The sequence below is a fragment of the Imbroritus primus genome (assembly GCF_964332355.1).
Taxonomy (GTDB): domain Bacteria; phylum Pseudomonadota; class Gammaproteobacteria; order Burkholderiales; family Burkholderiaceae; genus Imbroritus; species Imbroritus primus.
Map to the genome: position 1 here is coordinate 389,405 of NZ_OZ201293.1, position 26,487 is coordinate 415,891.

The 26,487-nt window shown below is 64.4% G+C and carries 24 protein-coding genes; 7 read left to right on the plus strand and 17 right to left on the minus strand.

Going from position 1 to position 26,487, the window contains the following annotated elements:
- Positions 1-6 precede the first annotated feature (6 nt).
- The 12 genes from ACQ3C8_RS01770 to ACQ3C8_RS01825 form a co-directional block, all read right to left on the minus strand.
- Positions 7-639, minus strand: a complete 633-nt coding sequence (locus tag ACQ3C8_RS01770) for an LON peptidase substrate-binding domain-containing protein (RefSeq protein WP_428852240.1) — start codon at positions 637-639, stop codon at positions 7-9.
- 52 nt (positions 640-691) lie between these two features.
- Positions 692-1,579 carry an RNase adapter RapZ gene (rapZ, locus tag ACQ3C8_RS01775; protein ID WP_009521098.1) on the minus strand — a complete coding sequence of 296 codons (888 nt, stop codon included), beginning with the start codon at positions 1,577-1,579 and terminating at the stop codon, positions 692-694.
- 230 nt (positions 1,580-1,809) lie between these two features.
- Positions 1,810-2,136, minus strand: a complete 327-nt coding sequence (locus ACQ3C8_RS01780; RefSeq protein WP_009521099.1) for a PsiF family protein — start codon at positions 2,134-2,136, stop codon at positions 1,810-1,812.
- A 135-nt stretch (positions 2,137-2,271) separates the two neighbouring features.
- A complete protein-coding gene (gene hprK, locus ACQ3C8_RS01785) occupies positions 2,272-3,243 on the minus strand; it encodes an HPr(Ser) kinase/phosphatase (protein ID WP_009521100.1) in 972 nt (323 codons plus the stop codon).
- A 52-nt stretch (positions 3,244-3,295) separates the two neighbouring features.
- Complete coding sequence (gene ptsN / locus ACQ3C8_RS01790; RefSeq protein ID WP_428852241.1) at positions 3,296-3,751, minus strand: PTS IIA-like nitrogen regulatory protein PtsN; 456 nt, start codon at positions 3,749-3,751, stop codon at positions 3,296-3,298.
- 238 nt (positions 3,752-3,989) lie between these two features.
- On the minus strand, positions 3,990-4,340 hold the full coding sequence (hpf, locus tag ACQ3C8_RS01795; protein ID WP_009521102.1) for a ribosome hibernation-promoting factor, HPF/YfiA family: 351 nt from the start codon (positions 4,338-4,340) through the stop codon (positions 3,990-3,992).
- 45 nt (positions 4,341-4,385) lie between these two features.
- Positions 4,386-5,879: an RNA polymerase factor sigma-54 gene (locus tag ACQ3C8_RS01800; RefSeq protein WP_428852242.1), complete on the minus strand. Its 1,494-nt coding sequence runs from the start codon at positions 5,877-5,879 to the stop codon at positions 4,386-4,388.
- Positions 5,880-6,058: 179 nt separating this feature from the next.
- Positions 6,059-6,841: an LPS export ABC transporter ATP-binding protein gene (lptB, locus tag ACQ3C8_RS01805; RefSeq protein ID WP_009521104.1), complete on the minus strand. Its 783-nt coding sequence runs from the start codon at positions 6,839-6,841 to the stop codon at positions 6,059-6,061.
- 37 nt (positions 6,842-6,878) lie between these two features.
- Positions 6,879-7,523: a lipopolysaccharide transport periplasmic protein LptA gene (lptA, locus tag ACQ3C8_RS01810; protein ID WP_428853013.1), complete on the minus strand. Its 645-nt coding sequence runs from the start codon at positions 7,521-7,523 to the stop codon at positions 6,879-6,881.
- 90 nt (positions 7,524-7,613) lie between these two features.
- On the minus strand, positions 7,614-8,189 hold the full coding sequence (lptC, locus tag ACQ3C8_RS01815) for an LPS export ABC transporter periplasmic protein LptC (protein WP_050980988.1): 576 nt from the start codon (positions 8,187-8,189) through the stop codon (positions 7,614-7,616).
- 84 nt (positions 8,190-8,273) lie between these two features.
- Positions 8,274-8,879: a KdsC family phosphatase gene (locus ACQ3C8_RS01820; RefSeq protein WP_428852243.1), complete on the minus strand. Its 606-nt coding sequence runs from the start codon at positions 8,877-8,879 to the stop codon at positions 8,274-8,276.
- 2 nt (positions 8,880-8,881) lie between these two features.
- On the minus strand, positions 8,882-9,865 hold the full coding sequence (locus tag ACQ3C8_RS01825; protein ID WP_428852244.1) for a KpsF/GutQ family sugar-phosphate isomerase: 984 nt from the start codon (positions 9,863-9,865) through the stop codon (positions 8,882-8,884).
- A gap of 104 nt (positions 9,866-9,969) precedes the next feature.
- Here ACQ3C8_RS01825 and ACQ3C8_RS01830 point away from each other — a divergent pair, with 104 nt between their 5' ends.
- The 4 genes from ACQ3C8_RS01830 to ACQ3C8_RS01845 all read left to right on the plus strand — a co-directional run bounded on the left by ACQ3C8_RS01830 (position 9,970) and on the right by ACQ3C8_RS01845 (position 13,321).
- Positions 9,970-11,949 (plus strand): monovalent cation:proton antiporter-2 (CPA2) family protein, encoded by a 1,980-nt coding sequence (locus ACQ3C8_RS01830; protein ID WP_428852245.1) that lies wholly within the window; start codon positions 9,970-9,972, stop codon positions 11,947-11,949.
- A 143-nt stretch (positions 11,950-12,092) separates the two neighbouring features.
- Positions 12,093-12,359, plus strand: coding sequence for a BrnT family toxin (locus tag ACQ3C8_RS01835; RefSeq protein ID WP_428852246.1), 267 nt, complete (start codon positions 12,093-12,095; stop codon positions 12,357-12,359).
- On the plus strand, positions 12,346-12,627 hold the full coding sequence (locus tag ACQ3C8_RS01840; protein WP_428852247.1) for a BrnA antitoxin family protein: 282 nt from the start codon (positions 12,346-12,348) through the stop codon (positions 12,625-12,627). The genes ACQ3C8_RS01835 and ACQ3C8_RS01840 overlap by 14 nt, the downstream gene beginning before the upstream one ends.
- Positions 12,628-12,748: 121 nt before the next feature.
- Positions 12,749-13,321 (plus strand): adenine phosphoribosyltransferase, encoded by a 573-nt coding sequence (locus tag ACQ3C8_RS01845; RefSeq protein ID WP_428852248.1) that lies wholly within the window; start codon positions 12,749-12,751, stop codon positions 13,319-13,321.
- A gap of 76 nt (positions 13,322-13,397) precedes the next feature.
- On the opposite strand, the gene ACQ3C8_RS01850 is transcribed toward ACQ3C8_RS01845, so the two are convergent.
- Together ACQ3C8_RS01850 and ACQ3C8_RS01855 are read right to left on the minus strand one after the other, a co-directional pair.
- The gene (locus ACQ3C8_RS01850; protein WP_428849664.1) at positions 13,398-14,132 is read right to left on the minus strand and encodes a DUF502 domain-containing protein; all 735 of its coding nucleotides are present in this window, start codon (positions 14,130-14,132) and stop codon (positions 13,398-13,400) included.
- 79 nt (positions 14,133-14,211) lie between these two features.
- Positions 14,212-14,640 (minus strand): hypothetical protein, encoded by a 429-nt coding sequence (locus ACQ3C8_RS01855; protein WP_009521115.1) that lies wholly within the window; start codon positions 14,638-14,640, stop codon positions 14,212-14,214.
- A gap of 214 nt (positions 14,641-14,854) precedes the next feature.
- Between ACQ3C8_RS01855 and ACQ3C8_RS01860 the strand changes: the two genes are divergently transcribed.
- Complete coding sequence (locus tag ACQ3C8_RS01860) at positions 14,855-16,495, plus strand: MFS transporter (RefSeq protein WP_428852249.1); 1,641 nt, start codon at positions 14,855-14,857, stop codon at positions 16,493-16,495.
- A gap of 42 nt (positions 16,496-16,537) precedes the next feature.
- Here the strand turns inward: ACQ3C8_RS01860 and ACQ3C8_RS01865 are convergent, their stop codons facing one another.
- Both ACQ3C8_RS01865 and ypfJ read right to left on the minus strand, forming a co-directional pair.
- Positions 16,538-17,056: a GNAT family N-acetyltransferase gene (locus tag ACQ3C8_RS01865; protein ID WP_009521117.1), complete on the minus strand. Its 519-nt coding sequence runs from the start codon at positions 17,054-17,056 to the stop codon at positions 16,538-16,540.
- Positions 17,053-17,922, minus strand: coding sequence for a KPN_02809 family neutral zinc metallopeptidase (gene ypfJ, locus ACQ3C8_RS01870; protein WP_428852250.1), 870 nt, complete (start codon positions 17,920-17,922; stop codon positions 17,053-17,055). Before ypfJ ends, ACQ3C8_RS01865 begins: the two co-directional genes overlap by 4 nt.
- Positions 17,923-18,089: 167 nt before the next feature.
- Between ypfJ and ACQ3C8_RS01875 the strand changes: the two genes are divergently transcribed.
- Entirely contained in the window at positions 18,090-19,754 is a 1,665-nt protein-coding gene (locus tag ACQ3C8_RS01875) for a Na/Pi cotransporter family protein (protein WP_009522929.1), read from the plus strand.
- A 258-nt stretch (positions 19,755-20,012) separates the two neighbouring features.
- Complete coding sequence (locus ACQ3C8_RS01880; protein ID WP_428852251.1) at positions 20,013-23,552, plus strand: ankyrin repeat domain-containing protein; 3,540 nt, start codon at positions 20,013-20,015, stop codon at positions 23,550-23,552.
- Positions 23,553-23,570: 18 nt separating this feature from the next.
- Here the strand turns inward: ACQ3C8_RS01880 and uvrA are convergent, their stop codons facing one another.
- On the minus strand, positions 23,571-26,444 hold the full coding sequence (uvrA, locus tag ACQ3C8_RS01885) for an excinuclease ABC subunit UvrA (RefSeq protein WP_428852252.1): 2,874 nt from the start codon (positions 26,442-26,444) through the stop codon (positions 23,571-23,573).
- Between the last annotated feature and the right edge of the window lie 43 nt (positions 26,445-26,487).

Consider the following 26,487-nt stretch of genomic DNA (forward strand, 5'->3'; position numbering starts at 1 on the left):
CGGGCGCTACAGGATGGCGTGCTGTTTCATGAAGCGGTGCACGATCTCGATGCGCATGCCCGCGTCCTCGAGCGCCATCAGCTTCTGCTTGGCTTTCAGCGGGATCGGCAGGATCTCGCACAGCCGGTTGCTGATCCACACCGGATCATCCCACTGATACGGTTCGAGAAACGGCGATTCGATATCGCTCTTGGTGCTTAGCGCGGCCACGATGCGACGCAGGGCCGCGATGCATTCGAGCAGCAGACCGGGATTGCAGTCGGGCAGGTCTTCGCTCAGCAGCGCGACATCGGCGCGTATCAGACCACTGCTCTGCGTGCGGGTGGACAGAGTCTGGAAGCGCTGTCCGCCGCGCGTGCGCAGCAGCAAGAGCCCCAGCTGTTCCATGTCGCAATCGAGAATGGTCGCCAGGCACCCGATCTCAGCGGTAACGGTGGACGCGGCCGGCGCCTGCTCGCTGGCCACTTCATGTCCGCTTTCGATCAGGCACACCCCGAAGGGCAGGTCCTGGCGCAGGCAGTCGCGCACCATGTCCAGGTAACGCGCCTCGAAGACGCGCAGGGGCAGCAGGCCGCCCGGGAACAGGACAGTGTGCAGCGGAAACAGCGGAATATCACGGATGACGTTGGAATCGGACATACGCGCGCTGAAAAGGTTGGAGCGTATCCGGCACGTCAGGGTGCCGCACGCTCTAAGCGCCGCCCGGAAGCTCCCGGTGGCGTATCAACACAGTACCATGGGCTCGGAAATATGTCGCCAGCCGCTCGGCGATGTACACCGAGCGATGCTGCCCGCCGGTACAGCCAATGGCAACCGTGAGGTAGCTGCGGTTGTCGGCGACGAAACTGGGCAGCCATTTTTCCACGTACGCGCGGATATCCTCGGCCATCGCCTGTACCATCGGCTGGCTCTGCAGATAATCGATGACCGGCTGGTCGCGGCCGGTGAGCGGGCGCAACTGCAGGTCGTAATAAGGGTTGGGCAGAGAGCGCACGTCGAACACCATATCAGCATCCGTCGGCACGCCGTGCTTGAAACCGAACGACTGGAACATCAGCGTCAGGCGCTCCTGTTCGTCGCTGAGCAGATCCTTGATCCAGCTGCGCAGCGTGCTGCTGCGCAGATTGCTGGTATCGATGCGATGGCCGGTTTCCGCCAGGGGGCTCAGCAGTTCACGCTCCATCTCGATAGCCTCGACCAGCGAGGCGCTGCCCGGTTCAGCCGGCAGGGTATCGGAGTTGATGGCGCCTGCCTGCCGGATCGACAGCGGATGGCGTCGCCGCGTTTCCGAGTAGCGCTGCACCAGCGTATCGGTATTGGCAGTCAGGAACAGGACGCGCACTGCATGGCGCGTCTTCAGGTCTTCCACGATCTCGGGCACCACGCGCAGCGTCTCGCGGCTGCGGATATCGGTTGCCACGGCAAGATGGGTATAACCCTGCGTGGAGAGATACTGGGCCAGTTCCGGAATGAACTGCGCAGGCAGGTTATCGACGCAGTAATACCCTGCGTCCTCGAGTACATTCAGTACAACGGATTTGCCGGAGCCGGATATCCCGGTAATGAGAAATATACGCATGACACACCGAGCATAGCATTATCGTGTGTCAAAAGCATATGGTTGAGGTCGCTGTCGCCCTGGCGCGGCCAAGCAGGCGGCGGCACAGCCGCCTGCCACGCGCGGGCCGGTCGGCGCGGGGGTGCAGCGCGATGCAAGGCAAGACGGAGATGGTGCAGAAGACCAGGCGAGGCGTATGGAACGCGACAGCCCGCGCGCGGCGCGGCCTGCACAGGCTGTCGGGGTGCGGCTTACTTGCTGCTCAGGCATTCCTTCATGAAGGCCTTGCGGGCATCGCCAGTCTTGCCTTCGGCCTGCTTGTTGCAGGTCTTCATGCGCTCCTGCTGGGCCAGTTGCTTTTCGCTGGCCTTCGGTTTGGCGGACAGGCATTTCGACATGAAGGCCTTGCGTTCGTCGCCTTTCTTGCCTTCGGCGGACTTGTTGCACTCGGCCATCTTGGATTGCTGCGAGTTCGGCTGAGCGGGTTGCGCTGGCTGGGCCGGCTGCGCGGATTGCGCCCACACCGGCGCGGCAGACAGCGAAGCGATCACGGTACACAGGGCAAGCAGGGATTTCATGGGAAGCTCTCCATTCAGGGTAGCGAGGCGAAAGGCGCGTGCGCACGGCGCATGCACAGGCTGGGCGCGCAGCGCGAGCCCATTACAGCACACAACGGACCGTCCGCCAATCTGGTTGACGCTGCAGCCAGTCGATCAGAGCAATCTGCCCTGGGTGATGGCGTGCGATTCCGCCTGCATGGCGGCACGCTGGCGGTCCATGAAATCACGCAGCGTATCGATGCCGCGCAGCCGCAGGATGGTGTTGCGCACGGCGGCCTCGACCAGCACGGCCAGGTTGCGGCCGGCAGCCACCTGGATCTTGACCTGGTGGATCGGCAGGCCGAGCACATCCACGTATTGCGAATCGAGCGGCAGGCGTTCGAACTCGCCATCGTTGCGGCGCACCAACTGGACGATCAGCTTGATCTTCATCTTCCGGCGTACGGCCGTTTCGCCAAAGATGGTCTTGATGTCGAGCAGGCCCAGGCCGCGTACCTCGAGCAGGTTCTGCAGCAGCGGCGGACAACGGCCTTCGACGAAGTCAGGACCGAGGCGCACGAAGTCGACCGCATCGTCCGCCACCAGGCCATGGCCGCGCGAGATGAGTTCGAGGCCTAGTTCGCTCTTGCCGAGTCCCGATTCGCCCATGATCAGCACACCCATGCCCAGAATGTCGAGGAACACACCGTGCATGGTGACGCGTGGCGCCGAGATGCGCGACAGGTACAGGCGCAGGTGGTCGATGACTGCGGCCGACGAAACCGGCGTGGTGAACAGCGGCGTGGATGAGCGCGTGCAACGCAGTTCCAGGTCCGGATGGGGATCGACGCCATCGGCGATCACCAGGAAGGGCGGCTCGAGCAGGATCAGCTCGCCCATCTGACGCTTGCGGTTTTCTTCGTCGAGGCGCTGGTAGTAGGTGATCTCCGGCTTGCCGAGCACCTGGATGCGATTCGGATGGATCAGGTTGAGGTGACCGACGAGGTCCGCGGCGGACGTTGCTTCACGCGCAAATTCGAGCTCGAAGGAACGGTCAGCGCCTTCCAGTCCGGCAATCCAGGACAGCCGGAGATCGGCTGCGTTGTCATCGAAGATCGATTGTGCGGTGACGCCAGTCAGTTCCATAACGTGCGGCAAATTGGGGTCTGCGCACGCGGCAGCGCGCGGCAGACAGATCTCAGGGCTGCCAGTCGGACAACATCTGGTGGACTGCTTCCGGGGTCGGCAGGGTGTTGAGCGCATCGCGGATGTCGCGGTCAGACAGCAACTGGGCGATTTCCGACAGAATTTCGAGGTGCTGTTGCGTGGCCTGCTCGGGCACCAGCAGGAAGATCAGCAGGGAGACCGGCTTGCCATCAGGCGATTCGAACGGAATCGGTTCCGCCAGCCGCATGAACGCCGCGAGCGGTTGCTTGAGGCCCTTGATGCGACCATGCGGAATGGCCACGCCCGCGCCCAGGCCGGTCGAGCCGAGCGACTCGCGGGCGAAGAGGTTGTCCGTCACGGTCGCCCGTGCCAGGCCGTGGTTATTTTCGAACAGCAGTCCGGCCTGCTCGAACACACGTTTCTTGCTAGTGACGCTGATATCCAGCGCGATGTTGCCCGGGGGCAGCAGTTTGGCCAAACGATTCATGAAGGACAGTGGAACAGTAGTGATCTTCGCCGTGGCGGGGAACAGCCTGACCGGACATTATAGACGAGCCGTGGCGCAGGATTGTGCGCCGCAGCAGGTCCGGCCGGGCGAGAGGATCATGCCTGAGGACAATACCATGCTCTCGGTGGGGAAAGCATACACTGCTGGCGCCGCTGCGGGCCCTCTGGCGCAAAAAAAGCCGCACATGGTGCGGCTTTGTGTTGGTTGCGCGGAACGCTCAGAGTCGGGCTTCGTCCGCTGTGGCCTGATACTTCAGCGCCACACGGTCATGGTTCTGCACTTTGTCCTTGTGCTTGATCACCTGGCGGTCGAGCTTGTCCACCAGTGCATCGATGGCTGCGTACAGGTCTTCGTGATGCGATTCGACGAAGATATCCTTGCCCTTCAGGTGCAGGTTGATTTCCGCACGTTGTCGCTTGTCCTTTTCTGTCTGGTTGTCCACCGTCAGCAGTACGCTCACCCCAATGACCTGATCGAAATGCCTGATGACCCGCTCCAGCTTGGTTTCCACGTACTCCCGCAGGGGCTGGGTGATTTCGAGGTGGTGTCCACTGAGTTTGAAATTCATAGCGACTCTCCTTTCACAGACATCGCATCCAGGACGATGCGATTACTACAGGGATTTGCGAAGGTTGACTGCCGGGATTCGAAGGGCCTCGCGATATTTCGCCACGGTGCGGCGCGCCACCACGAACCCTTGCTCGCCGAGCAGTTCGGCTATCCGGCTGTCGGACAGAGGGGTTTTGGGGTCTTCAGCTCCTATCAGTTGCTTGATGAGCGCACGGATCGCGGTAGATGATGCCGCGCCGCCGGTCTCGGTTGACACATGGCTGCCGAAGAAATACTTCAGCTCGAACGTTCCCATCGGGGTGGCCATGTATTTGTTGGTTGTGACACGAGAGATAGTCGACTCGTGTAAACCCAGTGTATCGGCTATCTCGCGCAAAACCAAGGGGCGCATCGCAATTTCGCCGTGCGTGAAAAAATTCTTCTGCCGGTCCACGATAGCCTGCGATACTCGCAGGATGGTATCGAAGCGCTGCTGGATATTCTTGATCAGCCAGCGTGCCTCCTGCAGCTTCTGCTGCAGGCCCGCGGCGCCGCTGTCACCCTTGCTGTTGCGCAGGATCTGCGCATACATGTCATTGATGCGCAGGCGCGGCATCACTTCGGCATTGAGCTGCGCGACCCACCCGGCCGGCGTCTTGCGGACTACTACGTCGGGCACTACATAGTCGGCATCGGGACGGCTGAAGGCAAAGCCCGGAAACGGCGTGAGCGAGCGGATCAGCGTGTGCGCTTCCTTCAACTCCGCGTCATTGACCTGCAAGGCTTTCTTCAGGCGCGTGTAGTCGCGCGTCGCCAGCAGTTCGAGATGCCCGGCAACGATGGCCTGGGCAAGCGGCTTGGCCGGGTGCTCGATACGCCGCAACTGTAGGCCCAGGCATTCGGACGCGTTGCGCGCACCGACCCCGGGTGGATCGAAGCTCTGCAGCATGCTGAGTGCCGATTGCACCTCATCTGCCTCCACTTCGAGTTCCGCGGGCAGTTCTTCCAGAATTTCGTCAATGGAAGCGGACAGGTAGCCATCGTCGTCGAGCGATTCGATCAGGAAGATCACCAGGCCCTTGTCGCGCATCGACAGTTTCAGCGGCGCCAGCTGGTCCATCAGGTGATCGCGCAGGGTCGGGCCGCCACAACCTAATTGCATGGGCGCGCGGTCATCCTCGTCCGCCTGCGGGCGACGCGCAAAGTCGTCCAGGCTCCAGTCGTTGCCATAGTCGTTGGCACCGTCGTCCAGGTCCCCGCCGGCGGCCTCGCCTGCGGTGTCACCTGGGGCGGCGCTGCGTTCCTCCCCATTTGCGGCGGACGGTACGGAAGCGGTCTCGGCCGGTGCATTCTGGACGCTCATGGAGCCATCCGCGCCGATCCGCACGGGGCTTTCAAGCCAATCGTTTTCACGCTCGAGCAGGGGGTTCTCTGTCAGGGCCTGCTCGACTTCTTGCTGCAGTTCGAGCGTGGAAAGCTGCAACAGCCGGATGGACTGCTGCAACTGGGGCGTCAGCGCGAGATGCTGTGAAAGGCGAAGTTGGAGGGACGGTTTCATTCGACCTATTGTAAGTCGAACCTCCGCGCGATGGAACGATAGTTGCTAGGAGATCGCGGCCGAATCGGAACAAAAGTGGCAACCGTTCGGCAAACCGCGCCGGACGGCCTCGGCCGCGCGCTGCGCAGCGGGCGTCGGGGCAGAGACAGGACTGCCGCCGCTCTTCCCGCCGGCCAGATTTACATGCGGAAGTTTTCGCCGAGATAGACCTTGCGCACCGCGTCATTGGCGATGATGTCTTTCGGCTGACCTGCTGCCAGCACCGTGCCCTCGCTGATGATGTAGGCGTGGTCGCAGATGCCCAGCGTTTCGCGCACGTTATGGTCGGTGATCAGCACGCCGATATTGCGTGCCTTGAGGAAGGCCACGATGCGCTGGATTTCGCCGACGGCGATCGGATCCACGCCGGCAAACGGCTCATCGAGCAGGATGAAGCGCGGGGACGATGCCAGCGCCCGGGCGATTTCCACGCGGCGGCGCTCGCCACCGGACAGCGACAGCGCCGGATTGTCACGCAGGTGCGTGATCTGCAGGTCATCGAGCAGGGTATCGAGCCGTTGCGCAATGGCCTCTTTCGACAGCGGCTTGCCGTTCTCGGTCTGCAGTTCCAGCACGGCCTGGATGTTTTCCTGCACGTTCAGCTTGCGGAATACCGAGGCTTCCTGGGGCAGGTACGACAAGCCCATGCGCGCCCGCTGGTGGATCGGCAGGGTGCTGATCGGCGCGCCATCCAGCATGATCTCGCCTTCGTCGAGCGCCACCAGGCCGACGATCATGTAGAACGACGTCGTCTTGCCTGCACCGTTTGGCCCCAGCAGGCCGACCACCTCGCCGCTCTTCACATCCAGCGAGACATCGCGCACCACGGTGCGCGTGCCATAGCGCTTCTGCAAATGCCGGACTTCCAGCGTGCTGGAAGCGGGGGCGGCGGTGGGCGTGGAGCGGGCGGTATCTGTCGTCATGCGCGTGGTGTCGGGGCCGAAGCGATAAGTGGCGGGATCAGCGTGGCTGGGCAGGCGGCGGCGCTGGCTGTAGCGTCACGCCCGGTGCGGGGTTCGAGGCTGGGGCGCTGGCGGCATTTGAGCCACGCGGCGCGAGGACCGCGCGCACCCGGCCAGTGCTGCTGCCCGAGGACGCCGCGCCCGCGGTGTCACCCCCCGAGGCCGTGTAGAAAGCGTTGCGGCTGTCGTAGGTGATCAGCGCGCCGCGAATCTCATCGGCCACGGTCGACCCTTCCAGACGCGCCATGCGCGCGCGCCGGATCAGCTTCGACACTTCCTGCTTGCCGTCGTACTCGATGCGTTCGGCCCAGCCTTCCATGTATTCGTTCGGCGTGTCGCGCTTCTGCTTGATGTAGGCCAGTTCGCCGGGTTTGGCGATCGCTACGGCGTACTGGTAGCCCTCGGGGTCCGTACGCACTTCGGCAGTGTGCGAACGCAATACCATGGTGCCCTTGGTCAGCACCACGTTGCCGGTCAGCACGTAGATCTGCTTCAGGTCATCGTAGCTGGCATTGTCTGCTTCCAGCACCAGCGGCTTGGTCTGGTCGGCCCGTTCCGCATGCGCTGGCGTGGCTGTGAGCGCGATGGTCAATGCGGCGCCAAGCAGCAGGGCCGCCAGCGGAAAGCGCCGGGAGGCGGCCAGGGCCAGTGAGTGGGCCGGGCGGGTGCGGTCGAAGGCGGGGGCAGAAGTCGTCACGGGCGGATTCGGGTAAGTTGGGACGGCAGGCCAGGATCAGGGTTTGGACACGATTGTGCCGCGTACATTACCCAGCAATTGTACTTCGCGGGTGACATTATTGAAGATCAGGCCATTGGCATGCATGATCGACTGCCCATGGCGCAACTCGACCGGCTTGTCAGTGCGCACCACATCATCGTTCAGCAGCAGTTCGAAGCGTTCGGAGCGCGCCGACATGACCGGATCGCGCTCCGCGTCCGTGCCCTGGTCGCGCAGCACGCGCGCATTGCTGCGCAGGTCGATGATGGTACCTTCGGCATTCATCGTGCCCCGGTCGGACATGGCCGTCACCTGCGGACGCCCCGGTTCGTAGGCGCGCACGGCGGGGTGGGTCACCGCGTAGGTCTGGTCGTCCTCATACTGCACCATGCGGCTTGCATTGAAACGGTACTTGGTGGTGCCCTTGTCATCGAGTTCGGTCGCCGCCAGCTGGTCCATGTAATACGCCGGCTCGTGGCGCTTGGCCTGTTCCTGGTCGTCCTTGCGGACCGGCGAGTTCACCTGCACCAGCCAGAATGTGATGCCGGCCACGATGGCCATCAGCACCAGCGGCAGGAACCGCAGGAGCATCTGGATCAGCTGGGAGAGCAGGTTACGCAGCACGATGGGCCTTTATCGGGATCAGCGGGTCGGTACGGACGGCAACGCGATGCGTCAGGTCGGGGCCGCACCGCCTGCGAGAATATCGTTCAGCAGCGCGTCGTAGGCGCCGTGCGCGCGCAACAGCAGGTCGCACACCTCGCGCGCCGCGCCGCGGCCGCCTTCGGCCTGTGCCACGTAATGGCAGCGGGCGTGGACCTCGCGGTGGGCCTGTGCCGGGCAGGCGGCAAAGCCGACCTGCAGCAGCACTGGCAGGTCCGGCCAGTCGTCGCCCATGTAGCCGCACGCATCCGCTGTCACGCCTGTTTTGGCCAGCACATCGGCGAACGCCGTGCGCTTGTCCTGCACGCCTTGGTACACGTGCGCGATGCCAAGTTCCCGCATGCGCCAGGCGACGATGCCTGAGCGGCGGCCGGTGATGATCGCCGGTGTGATGCCGGACTGCGCCAGCAGCTTAATGCCATGGCCATCGAGTGTATCGAACGCCTTGATCACCTCGCCTTCCGGGCCGGCCAGCAGGCGGCCGTCGGTCAGTACGCCATCGACATCGAAGATCATCAGCCGCACGCGGCTGGCGCGCTCCAGCGCCTGTGGATGGCGCGCGTCGCTGTTGGCATGGAGCGGCGCGCCGACGGCGCCAGCAGGCGTGGGTTCGGCCATGATCAGATCACCTTGGCGCGGGTCAGGTCGTGGATGTGGACCGCGCCGACCAGCAGGCCGGTGTCATCGGTCACCAGCAACTGGTTGATGCGGTGCTCTTCCATCAGTTCGACTGCTTCCACGGCCAATTGGTCCGGGCCGATGTGAAGAGGATTTGTATGCATTACCTCGCTGATCGGCAGGTTCTTCCAGTCGACCGTGGTCTCCAGCAGGCGGCGCAGGTCGCCATCGGTAAACACGCCGACAGCGTGTCCCTGTGGGTCGACCACGGCAGTCATCGCCATGCCCTTGCGCGTGATTTCCATCAGCGCATGGGCCAGCGGCGTGGTTTCGCGCACCTGGGGCACGGCATTGCCGGTGCGCATCACGTCGCGGACATGGGTGAGCAGCTTGCGGCCCAGCGCGCCGCCGGGGTGCGAGCGGGCAAAATCTTCCTCGCCGAAACCGCGTGCGTCGAGCACCGACACGGCCAGCGCATCGGCCAGCGCCAGCGCCGCGGTAGTGCTCGCGGTGGGCGCCAGGTTGAGCGGGCAGGCTTCCTTGTCGACGCGCGCATCGAGGTGGGCGTCGGACAGTTCGGCCAGGCTGGAATGGGCATTGCCCGTCACGGCGATCAGCGAGGCGCCGATGCGCTTGATGATCGGCACGATGGTCAGCAGTTCGCGCGTTTCACCCGAGTTCGAAAAGGCCACGAATACATCATCGCGCGTCACCATGCCCAAGTCGCCGTGGCTCGCTTCGGCAGGATGCACGAAAAAGGCCGGCGTACCGGTCGAGGCCAGGGTCGCGGCTGTCTTGCGCGCCACATGACCCGATTTACCGATGCCGGAAACGACGACGCGGCCGGTGCAGTTGAGCAGCAGGGCGACAGCCACGGCAAAATCCGGCGTGAGCCGGTCGCGCAGCGCGAGCACGGCTTCTCCCTCGATCTGCAGCGTTTCCCGGGCGAGAGAAAGCGCTCGTTCTGGATTGAAATTGGCTATCATGGCGACGGAGTATAACAATGAATGCCTCGACGGGTGACCGCCCATCCGCCGCAGACTGACCTTTTTCCTGTCCTGCAAAAACCGCCTCCACCCGTCGGCATCCCATGCATTCACCGCTTGAACTGACGCTCGTCCTTCTCGCCGCGGCGGTGATCGGCGTGGTCGCGTTCCGTATGCTCCAGTTGCCGCCGATGTTAGGCTACCTGGCCGTCGGCATTCTCATTGGTCCGCATGCGCTCGGCCTCGCCAGTGACTCCGAACAGACCCGCTATCTCGCGGAGTTCGGCGTCGTCTTCCTGATGTTCTCCATCGGCCTCGAGTTCAGCCTTGCCAAGTTGCGCGCCATGCGCCGGCTGGTGTTCGGGCTGGGCGGCATGCAGGTACTGTGTACCATCGCGCTGACTGCGCCGGCGGCGGTGCTGCTGTCCGGCCGCTACCACCTCTCCTGGCAGGCAGCGCTGGCGCTCGGCGGCGCGCTAGCCATGTCTTCCACGGCCATCGTCTCCAAGCTGCTGGCCGAGCGCATGGAGCTGGAAACTGCCCAGGGCCGCAATATCATCAGTGTCTTGCTGTTCCAGGATATCGCCGTGGTGTTCCTGCTGATCGTCGTCCCGGCGCTCGGCCGCGACCCTGGCGACGTGATGTTCGCCCTGGCGCTGGCCGCCGCCAAGATCGTCGGCGCCTTCGCGTTGTTGCTGTTCGTCGGCCAGAAACTGATGAGCCGCTGGTTCCATATGGTGGCGGCGCGGCGTTCGCAGGAGCTATTCATGCTCAACCTCCTGCTCATCACGCTCGGCATGGCGGCACTGACCTCCCGCCTTGGCCTGTCGATGGCGCTGGGCGCATTCCTCGCCGGCATGCTGGTGTCCGAAACGCCGTACCGGCATCAGGTGGAAGACGACATCAAGCCGTTTCGCGACGTGCTGCTCGGCCTGTTCTTCATCACCATCGGCATGCAGCTCGACCTCGAGGTGGTGTTCGACCATATCGTGCTGGTGCTGACGCTCCTGCTTGTGTCGCTGGTTTTCAAGTTCCTGGTGGTGACGGTCCTGGCGCGCCTGTTCGGCTCGTCCTCCGGCGTGGCCATCCGCACCGGCCTCGGTCTTGCGCAGGCTGGCGAGTTCGGACTGGTGCTGCTCAACCAGATCGGCGCGCTGAAGCTGGCTGATCCGGCGCTGGTGCAGTCAATTCTCGCGGCCATGCTGCTGTCGATGCTGGTGGCACCATTCCTGATCCAGTGGAGCGACCGCATCGCCATGCGTTTCGCCGCCAGCGAATGGATGCTGCAGTCGCTGGCCATGACGCAGATCGCCGCGCGCAGCATCCAGACCGAGCAGCACATCATCATCTGCGGCTTCGGCCGCAGCGGACAGAACCTCGCCCGCATGCTGGAGCGCGAACACATTCCTTACATCGCGCTCGACCTCGACCCCGAGCGGGTACGCGAGGCGGCGGCGTCTGGCGATACCGTGGTCTATGGCGATGCGGGGCGCAGCGAGGCGCTGGTCGCCGCCGGCATCCACCGTGCTGCGGCCGTGGTTGTCACCTATGCCAACACCCCTTCTGCGCTCCGTGCCCTGTATCACATCCACGCGCTGGCGCCGCGCCTGCCAGTGATCGTCCGTACCGTCGACGACAGCGACCTCGAAAGGCTGCAACAGGCCGGCGCGACCGAAGTCGTGCCCGAGATCATCGAAGGCAGCCTGATGCTCGCCTCGCACGCGCTCGTCCTGATGGGCGTGCCGATGCGGCGCGTGGTGCGCCATGTGCAGGACGCGCGCGATGCGCGCTATAGCCTGCTGCGCGGCTACTTCCACGGCATCGACGATGACGACGACATGTTCGAGGGCGACGGCGTGCGCCTGCATTCAGTGCCGCTCGAACCCGGCTCCGTCGGGGTCGGGCGCGTGCTCGGCTCGCTCGGCCTCGAGCAGATGGGCGTGTCGGTGCCGGTGGTACGCCGGCAGGGCGTGCGCACGCTCGACCCGACGCCGGACATGGTGCTGCAGGAAAACGACATCCTCGTGCTGCGTGGCTGTCCCGAGGCGCTTGAAGGCGCGGTGCGGCGGTTGGGCGAGCGCTGACACCGAGTTTCAGCAGCGGGGCGCCGGAAGGTGTGCTGATCCGAAAGAACATGTCCTGGCATGGCTGGCACGATCAACAGAGCATGATTTTGTACGTACAATAAATTATTGCGGCGCCAATTTTTTGTACATACAATAAATATATGGACATCACTTTCGATCCCGGCAAGGATGTCACCAATATCGTCAAGCATGGCCTCTCGCTGGCACTTGCTGCGGAACTGGAATGGTCGGAAGTGATGGCCACGGTCGATGATCGGCGCGACTACGGGGAAGTGCGTGAGATCGGTTTCGGCGTGATCGCGGAACGTCTCTACTGTGTAGTGTTTACCCAGCGCGGCGACCACATGCACATCATTAGTCTGCGCAAGGCGAACAGGCGGGAGGTCAAAGCCTATGTCGAAACGTAAAGTCCTGATGCCAACTCCGGAAGAGGATGCGGCTATCAATCGCGGGATCGCCGAAGACCCGGATACGTTCGAATTGAATGGATCCCAGATCAAACAGTTGAAACCGCTCGGTAAACGGATCGGCCGGCCGAAATCGGATCACCCCAAGGTGTCCGTCACGATCCGCTTCGATTCGGAAATCGTCGAGGCATTCCGGATGTCCGGAGATGGGTGGCAAACCCGGATGAACAATGCGCTAAGAGACTGGCTGCGTACCCACAAGATCTAGCCGCCCGGGGCCCGGTTGGGTGGGTCGTGTCAGGCGGGTTGCGCGCGATGAACGTGCCGGTGTGCGCGTGCCTGATCCAAGCTCCTGCTATCGTACGGTTTTTCTTATGCAGGAGAGCGCCATGGCGCACGCTTCCATGTCATTGCCGGATGTCGGCAACGTTGCCGACTATCTGCGCGACCACATCCGTACCGTACCCGACTGGCCGCAGCCGGGCGTGATGTTCCGCGACATCACGCCCCTGCTGCATAACCCGCGCACGCTGCGCGTGTTGATCGACGTGTTTGTGCATCGCTATATGGATGCCAAGCTTGATCTGGTGGCAGGCATCGATGCGCGCGGCTTCATTCTGGGTGCCATTGTCGCGTACGAACTGAACCTCGGTTTCGTGCCGATCCGCAAGAAGGGCAAGCTGCCGTACCAGACGGTCACCGAGGAATATGAACTCGAGTACGGCAGCGCTACGGTCGAGATCCACGCCGATGCCTGCAAGGCAGGCGACCGTGTGCTGCTGATCGACGACTTGATCGCCACGGGCGGCACGATGATGGCGGGGCGCCGGCTGCTAGAACGCCTCGGGGCGGAGGTTGTAGAAGGCGCGGCCATCGTCGATCTGCCCGAACTGGGTGGTTCGGCGCAATTGCTCGCCAGCGGCCTGCCGCTATTTACAGTGTGCCGCTTCGACGGTCATTGAGGGTCGCAGCGCGCATGGACAGTCTCCGTTGTAGTTGCACGGAGCTGGCGCCCGCCTGGCCGGCGCGGCTGGCCGGTCAGCGCATCGGCGGGTCGTCCTTGCCGGAGCTCTCGCCCGGGACATCGCCAGCCACATCACGCGAGGCATCGCCCGAGCGCAACGGCGGCGGCGGTGACATGCCCATCGACACGTAGATGCTGGTGAGCTTGTCCACGCCAATATTCGCTGGCCTGACCCATTCCGCCGGCACATACAGCAGCCCCCCGCCAATCGGCACCGGTGCGGTCGGCACCAGCACGGCATAGTAGTCGCGGCCGTCGAGATTCACCGGCTCGGGATTGGGCATCAACGCCAGCACCGCCACGCCGTCGCCGCCGAAGAAGCACCACACCGGGCTCATGGTGCCGATGTCGCGATCCTGGTTCTGGTCGAGCACGCGCACGAAGCGGTCGGCGAGGTTGTACAGGCTGCCGATCAGCGGAATGCGGCGCAGCGTCAGGTTGATCAGCTGCGCCAGCGGGCGCTTGAGGCGCGACTGCACTGCCACGCCCAGCGGATAGATGCCGATCAGCAGCAGGACTGTGCCAAGGAAGTACGCCAGCTTTGGATTACTGACGAACGGCTGACCCAGCGCGCCGAACAGCTGGCCGATGACGCTGTCCGGGCCGATGAACTGGTTGAGCAGGCCCACCAGCCAGCCGATGATGGTGACCGTGACGAACAGCGGCAGCAGGGCGATTGCCCCGGCCAGCCAGGTGGTGATGATCGGGCGCAGGCGGGTTTTGAACTTGGCGAACATGGAGGAAGACAAGGCAATGGTGGTCCCGCATTGTAGCGAGGCATGGTGACGCGTGGTCGTGCAAGTTCTTGCGTGTGCCCGGTTCCTGCGCTCAGCGTGCTGCAGCGGGTTGCTCGAGCACGCGCTGAAGCTGTTCCAGGTCGCGCGCCACCCACGCTGCATCGGCTTCGAAGCGGGCCGCGTCCATGTCCGGCAGCCGGAACAGCGTCAGCGAGACCAGCGTGTCTGTCGCATCCGCGCCATGCGCCATGGCGCGCAAGGGCACGTACACCGTGGAACCATCGGGCAACGTAACCCAGTGATCCGCCACGCCGAACGGGTTGGGCGGGGAAAAGCGCACATGCAACGGCCCGGCTTCGCTGGCCGCTTCCCATACCAGCGGATCGGCCGCCGTCAGCGTCAGTCCGCCGGCCAGGCCGGACGCCCACTGCCGGAAATTCGCCGGGGTACCGAGGAAGGCGGCCACGTCCGCCCAAGGGCGGGTAATCCTGACTGAAATAGTGCGTGAATCGGCAGGCATCGAAAGTCTCCGTCAAGGGGGCGTACCGGTCGCACATGTATGGCACAGGCCCCGTGCGAGGTCCGCGCCGTGGCGATATGCGGTCCATGGTACGCCATCCGGCCGGCCGGTTCTGGGAGCTGCAGGCCCTCAGACGCAGCGCGGCGGCTGTTTCCCGGCTAGAATCGGTGTCTTATGCGCCCAGCAGAGGCGCCTGCTTCTCTTCCTGTGATTGATGCCAATTCCACTTCCGCCTGAGCCGAACAAGGACGCATCTGCGCCCACCGACGAGAAGCCGCGCGGACTCGCGGCCATCCCGGCACTCGCCCCGCTGACCCAGCGCGCCTTCGCCATGTTGTGGACCACCTGGCTGGTCGCCAACATCTGCATGTGGATGAACGACGTCGCGGCGGCGTGGATGATGACCTCGCTGACGCACTCGCCGCTGTGGGTGGCGCTGGTGCAGACCGCCGCAACCCTGCCGGTGTTCCTGCTGGGCCTGCCGAGCGGCGCGCTGGCCGACATCCTCGACCGGCGGCGCTACTTCATTGCCACGCAGTTCTGGGTGGCCGGCGTGGCGCTGCTGCTTTGCGTGATGGTGCTGGGCGGCTGGATGACGCCGCCGATCCTGCTGGTCCTGGTGTTTGCCAACGGCATCGGGCTGGCGATGCGCTGGCCGGTGTTCTCCGCGCTGATCCCCGAACTCGTGCCGCGTGCGCAACTGCCCGCCGCCGTGGCGCTCAACAGCGTGTCGATGAACACCTCGCGCATCGTCGGCCCGCTTACCGCCGGGGCGCTGATCGCCAGCTTCGGCAGCGCTTATGTGTTCGTACTGAACGCGGTACTGTCACTGATTTCCGCCTTCATCATCATGCGCTGGCGGCGTGAGCATGTGCCCGATCCGCTTGGCCGCGAGCGGCTGCAAAGCGCCATCCGCGTCGGCCTGCAGTTCGTCGGCCAGTCCGCGCGCCTGAAGACGGTGTTCCTGCTGATCTTCCTGTTCTTCTTCCATTCCACCGCCATCATGGCGCTGATGCCATTGATTGCCCAGGGTCTCAAGGGCGGTGGCGCGGGCCTGTTCACCCTGATGCTGGCGGCGATGGGCGCGGGTGCGATCTGTGCGGCAATGGTGTTGCCGCGCCTGCGGGCGATGATGTCCCCGCAGCAGCTGGTGGGGCGTGGCGTGACGCTGCAGGCGCTGTCGATGGCGGTCGTGGCGGTGGCACCAAACGCCTATGTGGCGGTGCCGGCCATGATCATTGGCGGCGGGGCGTGGATCACCGCCGCCAATACGCTCAGCGTGTCCGCCCAGCTGGGCTTGCCCAACTGGGTGCGCGCACGCGGCATGTCGATGTTCCAGATGGCGCTGATGGGTGCCAGCGCGTCCGGTGCGGCGGTGTGGGGGCAGATCGCCACGGTCGGTTCGCTGCGTCTGAGCCTGCTGATCGCCTCGGCCAGTGCCATCATCACCGTCACCGTTGCACTGCGCGTGACCCGCGACCGCATGATCGAAGAAGACATGACGCCTTCGCATGTCTTCAAGGCTCCGCAGACTGAAGCACCGCCGCAGCCCGGCCACGTCGTGGTGCAGATCGAATACCACATCGATCCGGCGCGCGGCGCAGATTTCCGCAAGCTGATGCAGGACAGCCGCCGCAGCCGGCTGCGCCAGGGTGCGCTGTCATGGGAGTTGTTGCACGATCTTTCCGATCCCGGTCGCTATGTCGAGCAGATCGTCGACGAATCGTGGGTCGATCACCTGCGCCGCTTCGACCGCGTGACGGCCGCCGACGTGGCGCTGCGCGACCGCAAGCTGGCCTTCCATATCGGCGAACAGCCGCCCGCCGTGGCGCGCTGGGTCAGCGTCGCGCGCTGATCGTTATGGGTGGTCTGCCGGTCTGGCGGCCTCCGGCAACCATCAGCCGAGCCGGCGAATCATGAGCTGTGCCGCTGCGTCATAGCTACGCAGCTTGGCCGCCAGCGCAGGTTCATGATGGACCGCGAAACCGTTTCGTTCCCAAAAACCGGTCGAGGCATTGACCGCCACCAGCGACATGTTGGACATGCCGCTGGCCAGCGCATGCTCGGCCAGTGCCTGCACTACGGCGCGCGCGGCGCCGGAGCCGCGTGTCTGCGGCAGCAGGGCGAGATCGTGGATGTAGTACGTGCTCGGCAAATCGGGAAGGGCGCCCAGCAGGCTGTCGAGGGGCGGCGGCTGGAGCAGGTGCCATGGGTGGCTGACGAGATACGCCAGCACCGCCGCGCCATCCGGCGCGAACACGCGGCAGCCGGGCGGGTAGAGCCGCAGCCGTTCCGCGAAGATTGCCGCTTCCTCCGGATAACCGGGGTGCACCTGTGCCGCGATTGCTTCCACTGCAGGCAGGTCGGCGGCCGTCATCAGCCGCCAGTGCTGCGCCGCTGCCTTGCCAAAGGTCATAGCTGACGCGCCGACAGTGCATCGCACTGGTTCACGTTACCGGTCTGCAGGCCGCGCCGGAACCAAGCCAGGCGCTGCGCGCTGGTGCCATGCGTAAACGACTCCGGCACCACCGTGCCCTGGCTCTGCCGCTGCAGCGTATCGTCGCCGATCTGCGAGGCAGCGTTCATCGCCTCTTCGATATCGCCGGGTTCGAGCCAGTTCTTGGTGCGCTGCGAATGATGCGCCCATACGCCTGCAAAGCAGTCCGCCTGCAGTTCCACGCGCACCGAGACGGCGTTGGCCTGTGCTTCCGGCAAGCGGCGGCGCGCATTCTCCGCCTTCTCGGACACGCCGATCAGGTTCTGCAGGTGATGGCCCACCTCGTGCGCGATCACATAGGCCTGCGCAAAATCGCCGGGTGCGCCGAGCTGGCGGTCCAGCGTGTCGAAGAAGTCGAGGTCGATGTACACCTTGCGGTCACCCGGGCAATAGAACGGGCCCATGGCCGCGCTGCCCTGTCCGCATGCCGTGGCGGTTGCGCCGCGGAACAGCACCAGCTTGGGCGCCGCATACTGGCCGCCGGCGCGCTGCACCAGGCCGCCCCACACATCTTCGGTATCGGCGAGAATGGTAGAGACGAAGGCCGCGCGCTTGTCATCGGCCGGCGGGCGTTCCGCCGGCTGCTGCTGTGTCACCATGCCACCGCCGCCGCCCGACAGCATGTCGAGTACCGTAAGCGGATTGACGCCGAAGATCAGGCTCGCCACCACGGCGACGGCGATCGTGCCCAGGCCAATGCCGCGTCCGCCGATCCCGAAGCCACCGCCACCCTGGCCACGGCGGTCTTCCACATTGTCACTTTGACGGTTGCCTTCCCATTTCATCGGTTTCTCCTTCAGCCCGGATATTAGAGCATGGCCGTCCAGCCCGCGCCAGCACCGGCATCGCGCGGTATGGCGGGCCGCTGCTGCGCGTTTGCCCTCCTGTGCCTTGCGGGGCATAATGGACCGACGATCCATCCGCGTTGCCGCGCCCGTTGCGTTGAGGTGCCATGTCCGTTCTCCTGAATCTCCTGTCCGGCGTTGCCCTGCTCATCTGGGGCACCAACCTGGTCCAGGTAGGGATCCTGCGGGTGTATGGCGCGAACCTGCGCAAGATCCTGGCGGTCAGCGTCACCAACCGCTTCACCGCGTTTCTGGCCGGGGTCGGCGTGACCGGGCTGGTCCAGAGCAGCAATGCCACCGCCGTGATCGTCAGTTCCTTCGTCGCGCGTGGCCTCATCGCTCTCACGCCCGCCCTTGCCATCATGCTTGGGGCCAACGTCGGCACCGCCGTCATGGTGCAGGTGTTCGCGCTCGACCTGTCGTGGCTCTCGCCCTTCCTGATCTTCATCGGTGTGATCCTGCACCTGTCGCGCAAGGGCTCGCGTGTCGGCCATGTCGGCCGTGTCCTCACCGGTCTTGGCCTCATCACGCTGGCGCTCGAGCTGATCTCGGTCGCCTCGCGGCCGGTGGTCGAGGCGGCCGGCGTCAAGGTGCTGTTCGCCTCGCTGACCGGCGACATCATGCTCGATATGCTGATTGGCGCGCTGTTCACGCTGCTGTGCTATTCGAGTCTTGCCGTGGTGCTGTTCTGCGGCACGCTCGCCTCGGCCGGCGTCGTCTCCATTCCGGTGGCGCTCGGCCTGGTCCTGGGCGCCAACCTCGGCAGCGGAGTCTCGGCGCTCATGTCCACCGCCGGCAGCAACCAGCCCGGCAAGCGTGTGGCGCTCGGCAACCTGCTGTCACGCGTGATCGGTTGCGCCGTGGCACTGCCGGTCGTCCATCTGGCCGCCGGCTGGCTATCGCAGCTCGACTGGCCGGCCCATCATGTGGTGGTTGGTTTTCACCTGTTGTTCAACATCGTTCTGGCGGTGCTGCTGATCGGTTTCACCGGGCAGGTCGCGCACCTGTGCGAGCGGCTGCTGCCCGGCAACTCCAGCAATGACGCGCAGGTCAGCCAGCGCCATCTCGATCCCGCCGCGCTGTCGACACCGGCACTGGCGCTCAGCAACGCCGCGCGGGAGGTGCTGCGCATCGGCGACCGGGTCGAGCAGATGCTCGTCAACCTGCTGCAGATCCTGAAGACCGACGATGCGCGGCTGGTCGGCATCACGCGCCGCATGGATGATGAGATCGACACGCTCTATACCGACATCAAGCTGTACCTGACCCGCCTGAGCCACGAGGAACTCGACGACAAGGACAGCCGCCGCTGGACCGAGATCATCACGCTCACCATCAACCTGGAGCATGCCGGTGACATCATCGACCGCATGCTGCAGGACATCAAGGACAAGAAGATCGCCCACCATCTCAAGTTCGCCGATGCCGGCATGGCCGAGCTGACGGAGATGCATGGCCGGCTTATCGCCAACCTGCGCCTGGGTCTTTCGGTGTTCCTGACCGAGGACCAGCGCAGCGCCCAGCGCCTGATGGAAGAGAAAATGAGTTTCCGTGAACTCGAACGGCGGCTCGAACTCAACCATCTGGCGCGCATTGCCAGCCAGACCCCGGACAGCATCGAGACCAGCTCGCTGCATCTCGACCTGATCGGCGACATGAAGCGCCTCAACTCACTGTTCTGCACCATGGCCTATCCGGCGCTCGATGAGTCGGCGGGCAACGCGGCCGCAGCGCCGGAGCCATCGGCTCCGGCCAACATCACTTCGTCCTGACACGGTAAAGCCTGCATCAGCGCGCACGTCTGGCGCAGGAAACGCATGGTCTGAAGGGCTGGGCCCGTTCATTGCTGTCGTGTCCGCTCCGAGCCCGGACGCAATCACTACACTGCGGCTTTTTTCGTCTGTGCCGTCGTCATGCTGAAAACCCCGCCGCCCCTTTTCGCAGCGGTTGCTTCCCCCATCAAGTGTTCCACTGCTGTCGTACCGCTCACCGATTCCCGGGATATAGCGTTGATGCTGTGCGCGGAGCGCTTGTACCGTTTTCTTGCCGCGACCTTCGCCGGCCCCAAGGATCAGGCAAGCATCAAGCATCACCTGTACGCATGCTTCGGCATCCCCATGCTGCATGGCGACCTGGAGATGGCGTATCAGGTGTCTCCGGAATTTGCTGCGGAACTGGATCGTTTCGAGGCCTTCAGAATTCGTTCGGCAGTGCCTGCGGAAATCTGGCTGCAGGCCCGGACACATTGGCCCCAGCCCTGCATCGTTCCGCATGAAATTCAGCTCGCCATGGCCGGCGTGCTGTTCGCAGCGCACGCAGGGACAGCCGCATTTCGCGACACGGCCGAACTGGATCTGGCGCAGTTCCGCGATTTCCTGGTGACGCATCTCGGGCCGCTGGACGCCGCGCTGGCAGGCGTTCCGCTGACTGCGACCGAGCAACGTCTCTTCATGGACGACATGCCGCCTGGCGACGCCACTCCACGGGCTGAAGATGCTACCGCGATGGTGCAGCGCATGCAGGCGTGCCTTGTCTCCATGCCCGCACTGTCCCAGTATGCACTGTACGGCCAGTCCTTCGATGTTCTGGTCCGTCATGCATCGCAAGCGTGGATCGCCGTCAACATTCCGCTGCCCGCGCCGTACATGCCTGTGCAGCTGCCCGGGGATACGAACGTGCACGCGTTACTGAGGGCGTGTTCACCATCCGACATGGCCGGCCTGCCGCTACTATCGCCGCCGATGCCGCCTGCACAAATCCTCACGCAAGCATCTCCAGAAGAAGCGCCTCCAGAAGAAGCATCTTCCTTGGCAGCACGCAGTGCCATGGATCCACGGCAGCAGTTCGAGCACTGGTATGCGTCCATCCCCGAGCCGCGTCCATTGCTGGAGGACTTTGCGCGTTGCGTACGCGATGGCAGCATCTGCCGTGGCGATCTTCTCGCTACAGCTATGTTGATACATGCTCCGCCGTCGCGCCTCTCGGCCGGGCATGTGCGGCAGACTGGACTGCTGCCGCCGGAGGTGGTCGAGAACCTGGAGCGACATGGCGCGTTGCATCGCCTGACTCCGGGTGCATTGTTCGCGCTGGCATCCGGCTTCGTGCTGTCGCCATCCGAGGTCGAAAGGCTCGATGACCGTGATTTGCGGGGCAATGTGGCGTGCCTGACATTGCTGTGGAATCTCGCGGCCGAGGGCGATCTTGTTATCCAGCGTGTGCGCGCGGTTGGGCGGCTCAGTGGCCTGCCGCTGGCCAATGCTGTCGTTACACGCACCACGGGACTGGAAGCGCCACACAGCGACAGTTATCACTCGCTCTGGCGGATCATTGAAGAACGCATGCTGTCCCGGCTCGATGCCTTCCTTGCCGCGCTGGAACGCGTACTGCCGCGCACGCTGGTGTTCGAGGCCCTGGCAGCCGTTTTCAAGGCGGTGGTCGATCTGCCAGACCAGTGGCATGCATGCGAGATCCTGGAGTGCTTCCATCGCCATCAGCTTCTGGCCAGTGATATCTGCAAGCCTGCCGACGCCATGGCACTTGCAGAGAACGTACCGCTATTACCTTATGTCATGGCCGCCGGCCGATTCGAGCTGGCCCGGTGGCTGCTGCGCCTGTCGCCCGACATCCACCGCGCCGGTCAGGCCGGGTGTACTGCCTTGCACTATGCCGCCGGCGCCGGCCACGCCGGGATCGTCCGATATCTGCTCGATCGGGGCGCGCGGCTCCATATAGTCGATGATCACGGCCGTACGCCGTTGCATCACGCCGCGCGGGAGTGTCATGTGCAGGCCATGGAAGCCATGCTGATGTCGCGCGACCCCGTCGTGGACACGCTGTTGCAGACCCGCGACCGGGATGGGTGCTCGCCGGTCGAGCTTGCGCTCCTGTACGCGCAGGCGACACATGGTTCCCGCCTGCCGCGCGAGGCTCAGGCAGTCGCGTTCTGCGCCACATTCGTGAACTACAGCGCGGCAGCGTCCCGCGCCCTGATCGAGGCAGCCCACGGCGTGGGGATCTCGCTGTTCCGGCGTCTGTACGTGGTGTGCCTGAGCACAAGCCGCGTTGGTCAGACCCCGTACCTGCATGTCACCGACACGGCTGGCCGCACGCCTCTGCTACGCGCACTGGCAGCGCGGCAGCTGGATATTGCCGAGTTTCTCTTGCGACAGAATGCGGATGTCATGCACATGTCGTCTTCTGGCAGCGCCCTGCATGTCTGGCTCTCCGCGTGGCGCGGGCAACATGATGCTGTGTCCAGGCGTTGCCTGAGAGCGGGGGTAAAGATGTTGCTGATCTATGCCGCGCGTCACTCGCGGGAACGATATGAGGCATGGGTCAACTGCCAGTCCCAGCTGGTACGGCGCGAGGACACCTGGAGCAATATTCCGCCCCCCTTGCACATGGCGTGCGAATACCAATTTGGCGAGACCGTGGCGCTGATGATCAGGCACGGCGTGGATCCCATGCGGCGCTCCCGTACTGGGCGGACCATACTGGAAGCGGTGGTCGCGGGTGTGCTTGAGAATCCCGAGGCAGGCAAGGATTGTCTCGCCAAGCTGTATCGTGCCCTTGGCGAGGCGCGCTGGCATCGGATTGTCAATGCGCCCAATTTCGAGGGCATCACGCCACTGCGTGCCCTGCTGCGGAGACTGGGCGAGGATGCAGCACCGCTGTCGCGGGCCGTCACCTCATTCCCGGGGTTTCTTCGCATGCTTGGTGCAACCGAATATCCGGATGCGCCAGGCCAGGAGCACGTCACGATGCACGCACGTTTGTCCGGAGGGTTATGGGGTGGTCTGCATACTGCGCTGGCCAACGGCGACATGGCCGTGGCCCGCGCGGTTCTCATGGCTGATCCGGACAGCCTCAACGATATCAACGAAACCGGTCAAACGCCGCTGATGCTGGCCATTGCCCGGATCAACGATAGCTTGCCCAGCCCGGCTGGCCAGACATCGCAGACGTCGGCCGCGGCCGGAAATGTCCGGGATCTCATCGGCACCATGCTGAGCACCGAAGTGCTGAACCTGCAGGCGCGCGACGCGCTGGGCAGGACCGCCATGCACTACGCCGCGCAATACGGCCATGCCGACATGGTCCGCATGTTGGCGGAAAAAGACTCCCGCCTGTGCCAGGGCAGGTGCGGCCCGCATCTGCAGATCGGCGAGACCGCCAACACCACGCCCCTCCACCTTGCTGCCCGGGGCGACCATCACCAGGCCGTCGATCTTCTGCTATGCAAAGGCGCCTTGCCCATGACCATGGATGGCGAGGATGGAAATTTCCTGCATCAGGCCGTGCTGCACGGTGCGCTCCGGGTTGTCTCCATGCTGATCGCCCGCCACCCGAAGACGCTTCATGAGCTGCTGGAGCAACGAACCGTGGGTCAGCAGCTTGCACCGATCGAATACGCAACGTATCACCGGGCATCCGCAACGCCCGAGGTCGCCATGCGGATCGACGAAGCATCCAGGATGCTGCGGGAGTTTGCGACAGCGCCACGTTTCCAGGTATGGAGGACGCCGCGCGGTCGGGGCATACGCGCCTGGGGTGGAGCGGGCGTGACGTGACCCGCACCGCCGGGCGCATTATTTCTTGCGCCGCACCTTCAGCATCGGCGCCAGGTACTTGCCGGTGAAGCTTGCCTTGCTTGCCGCCACATCTTCCGGCGTGCCTTTGGCGATGATCATGCCGCCGCCGGCGCCGCCTTCCGGGCCGAGATCAAGCAGCCAGTCCGCCGTCTTGATCACGTCGAGGTTGTGCTCGATGATCACCACCGTATTGCCCTGGTCGCGCAGCTTGTGGATCACCTTCAGCAGCAGCTCGATATCGTGGAAGTGCAGGCCGGTAGTCGGCTCGTCGAGGATGTACAGCGTGCGGCCGGTATCGCGCTTCGACAGCTCGAGCGACAGCTTCACGCGCTGCGCCTCGCCGCCCGACAGCGTCGTCGCCGACTGCCCCAGGCGGATATAGCCCAGGCCCACGTCGAGCAGCGTCTGCAGCTTGCGGCGCACCACCGGCACCGCGCCGAAGAACTCGTGCGCCTGCTCGACCGTCATGTCGAGCACCTCGTGGATGTTCTTGCCCTTGTAGAGGATCTCCAGCGTCTCGCGGTTGTAGCGCTTGCCGTGGCACACGTCGCACGGCACGTACACATCCGGCAGGAAGTGCATCTCCACCTTCAGCACGCCATCGCCCTGGCACGCCTCGCAGCGCCCGCCCTTGACGTTGAACGAGAAGCGCCCGGCCTCGTAGCCGCGCTCCTTGGAAGCCGGCACGCCCGAGAACAGCTCGCGGATCGGCGTGAACAGGCCCGTGTAGGTCGCCGGATTGGAGCGCGGCGTGCGGCCGATGGGGCTCTGGTCGACGTTGATGACCTTGTCGAAATGCTCCAGTCCTTCGATGGCATCGTGCTCCGCCGGCTCGGCCGTGGAGTTGTAGATATGCCGCGCCACCGCGTGGTACAGCGTATCGTTGATCAGCGTCGACTTGCCCGAGCCGGACACGCCTGTCACGCACGTCAGCAGGCCCACCGGAATCTCCGCCGTGACCTCGCGCAGATTGTTGCCGCGCGCATTGACGATGCGCAGCATGCGTTCCTCGTCCGGCGCCACGCGTTCGGTGGGCACCTCGATGCGCCGCGTGCCGGCCATGAACTGGCCGGTGGCCGAGTGCGCCGCCTTCTGGATCTGTGCCGGCGTACCCTGCGCCACGATCATGCCACCATGCACGCCCGCGCCGGGGCCGATGTCGACCACGTAGTCCGAGGCGCGGATCATGTCCTCGTCGTGCTCCACCACCAGCACCGAGTTGCCGATGTCGCGCAGGTGCTTGAGCGTCTCGATCAGGCGGTCGTTGTCGCGCTGGTGCAGGCCGATGGACGGCTCATCGAGCACGTACATCACGCCCGTCAGGCCCGAGCCGATCTGCGAGGCCAGGCGGATGCGCTGGGCTTCGCCGCCCGACAGCGTATCGGCGCTGCGCTCTAGCGACAGGTAATCAAGGCCGACATTGTTCAGGAAGTTCAGCCGTGCGCTGATCTCCTTCACGATCTTGTCTGCGATCTCGCGCTTCGCGCCGTGCAGTTCGAGCGTCAGGAAGTACGTCATCGCATCGCGCAGCGGCAGCGTGTTGATCTCGTAGATCGCACGCGCCTGCTCGCCTTCGCCCACCTTCACGTGGCGCGCCTCGCGCCGCAGGCGCGTGCCCTCGCAGCTCGGGCACGGGCGGTTGTTCTGGTACTTCGCCAGCTCCTCGCGCACCGCGATGGAATCGGTCTCGCGGTAGCGCCGCTCCAGGTTCGGGATGATGCCCTCGAAGGCATGCTCGCGCACGGTTGTGCGGCCGCGCTCGTTGATATACGTGAACGGAATCACATCCTTGCCGGAGCCCTGCAGCACCACTTCCTGGATCTTGGCCGGCAGGTCCTCGAACGGCGTGTCCAGGTCGAAATCGTAGTAGATCGACAGGCTCTGCAGCATCTGGAAGTAGAACTGGTTGCGCTTGTCCCAGCCCTTGATCGCGCCCGAGGCCAGCGACAGATTGGGAAACGCCACCACGCGCTTGGGATCGAAGAAGGTGATCTGGCCCAGGCCGTCGCAGGTCGGGCACGCGCCCATCGGGTTGTTGAACGAAAACAGGCGTGGCTCGAGTTCCTGCAGCGAATACGAGCAGATCGGGCAGGCAAACTTCGAGCTGAACAGGTGCTCCGTGCCGGTGTCCATCTCCACCGCGATGGCGCGGCCTTCCGCCAGCCGCAGCGCGGTTTCGAACGATTCCGCCAGACGCTGCTTGATGTCCGCCTTGACCTTCACGCGGTCGACCACCACATCGATGCTGTGCTTGTCGGTCTTTTTCAGCTTGGGCAGGGTGTCCACGTCATAGACCTTGGCCTCCGCCTCGTGTGCCGCGCCGCCGCCCGAGCGGATGCGGAAGCGCACGAAGCCCTGCGCCTGCATCGCCTCGAACAGGTCGACATGCTCGCCCTTGCGGTTCGCCACCACCGGCGCCAGGATCATCAGCTTGGTGTCTTCCGGCAGCGCCAGCACCGCATCGACCATCTGCGCCACGCTCTGTGCCTCCAGCGGCTGGCCGTGGTCCGGGCAGTGCGGGGTGCCGGCGCGGGCGTACAGCAGGCGCAGGTAGTCGTGGATTTCCGTCACCGTGCCCACGGTCGAGCGCGGATTGTGGCTGGTGGCCTTCTGCTCGATGGAAATCGCCGGCGACAGGCCTTCGATCAGGTCCACGTCCGGTTTTTCCATCAGCTGCAGGAACTGGCGCGCGTAGGCCGACAGCGATTCCACATAGCGGCGCTGGCCTTCGGCGTACAGCGTATCGAACGCCAGCGAAGACTTGCCCGAACCGGAGAGGCCGGTAATCACGATGAGCTGGTTGCGCGGCAGATCGAGGTTGATGTTCTTGAGGTTGTGGGTACGGGCCCCACGGATCTTGATTTCGTCCATTGTGTGCGATGCGTCGCCAGGCTGGGTTTCAGCGGAAAGAAGC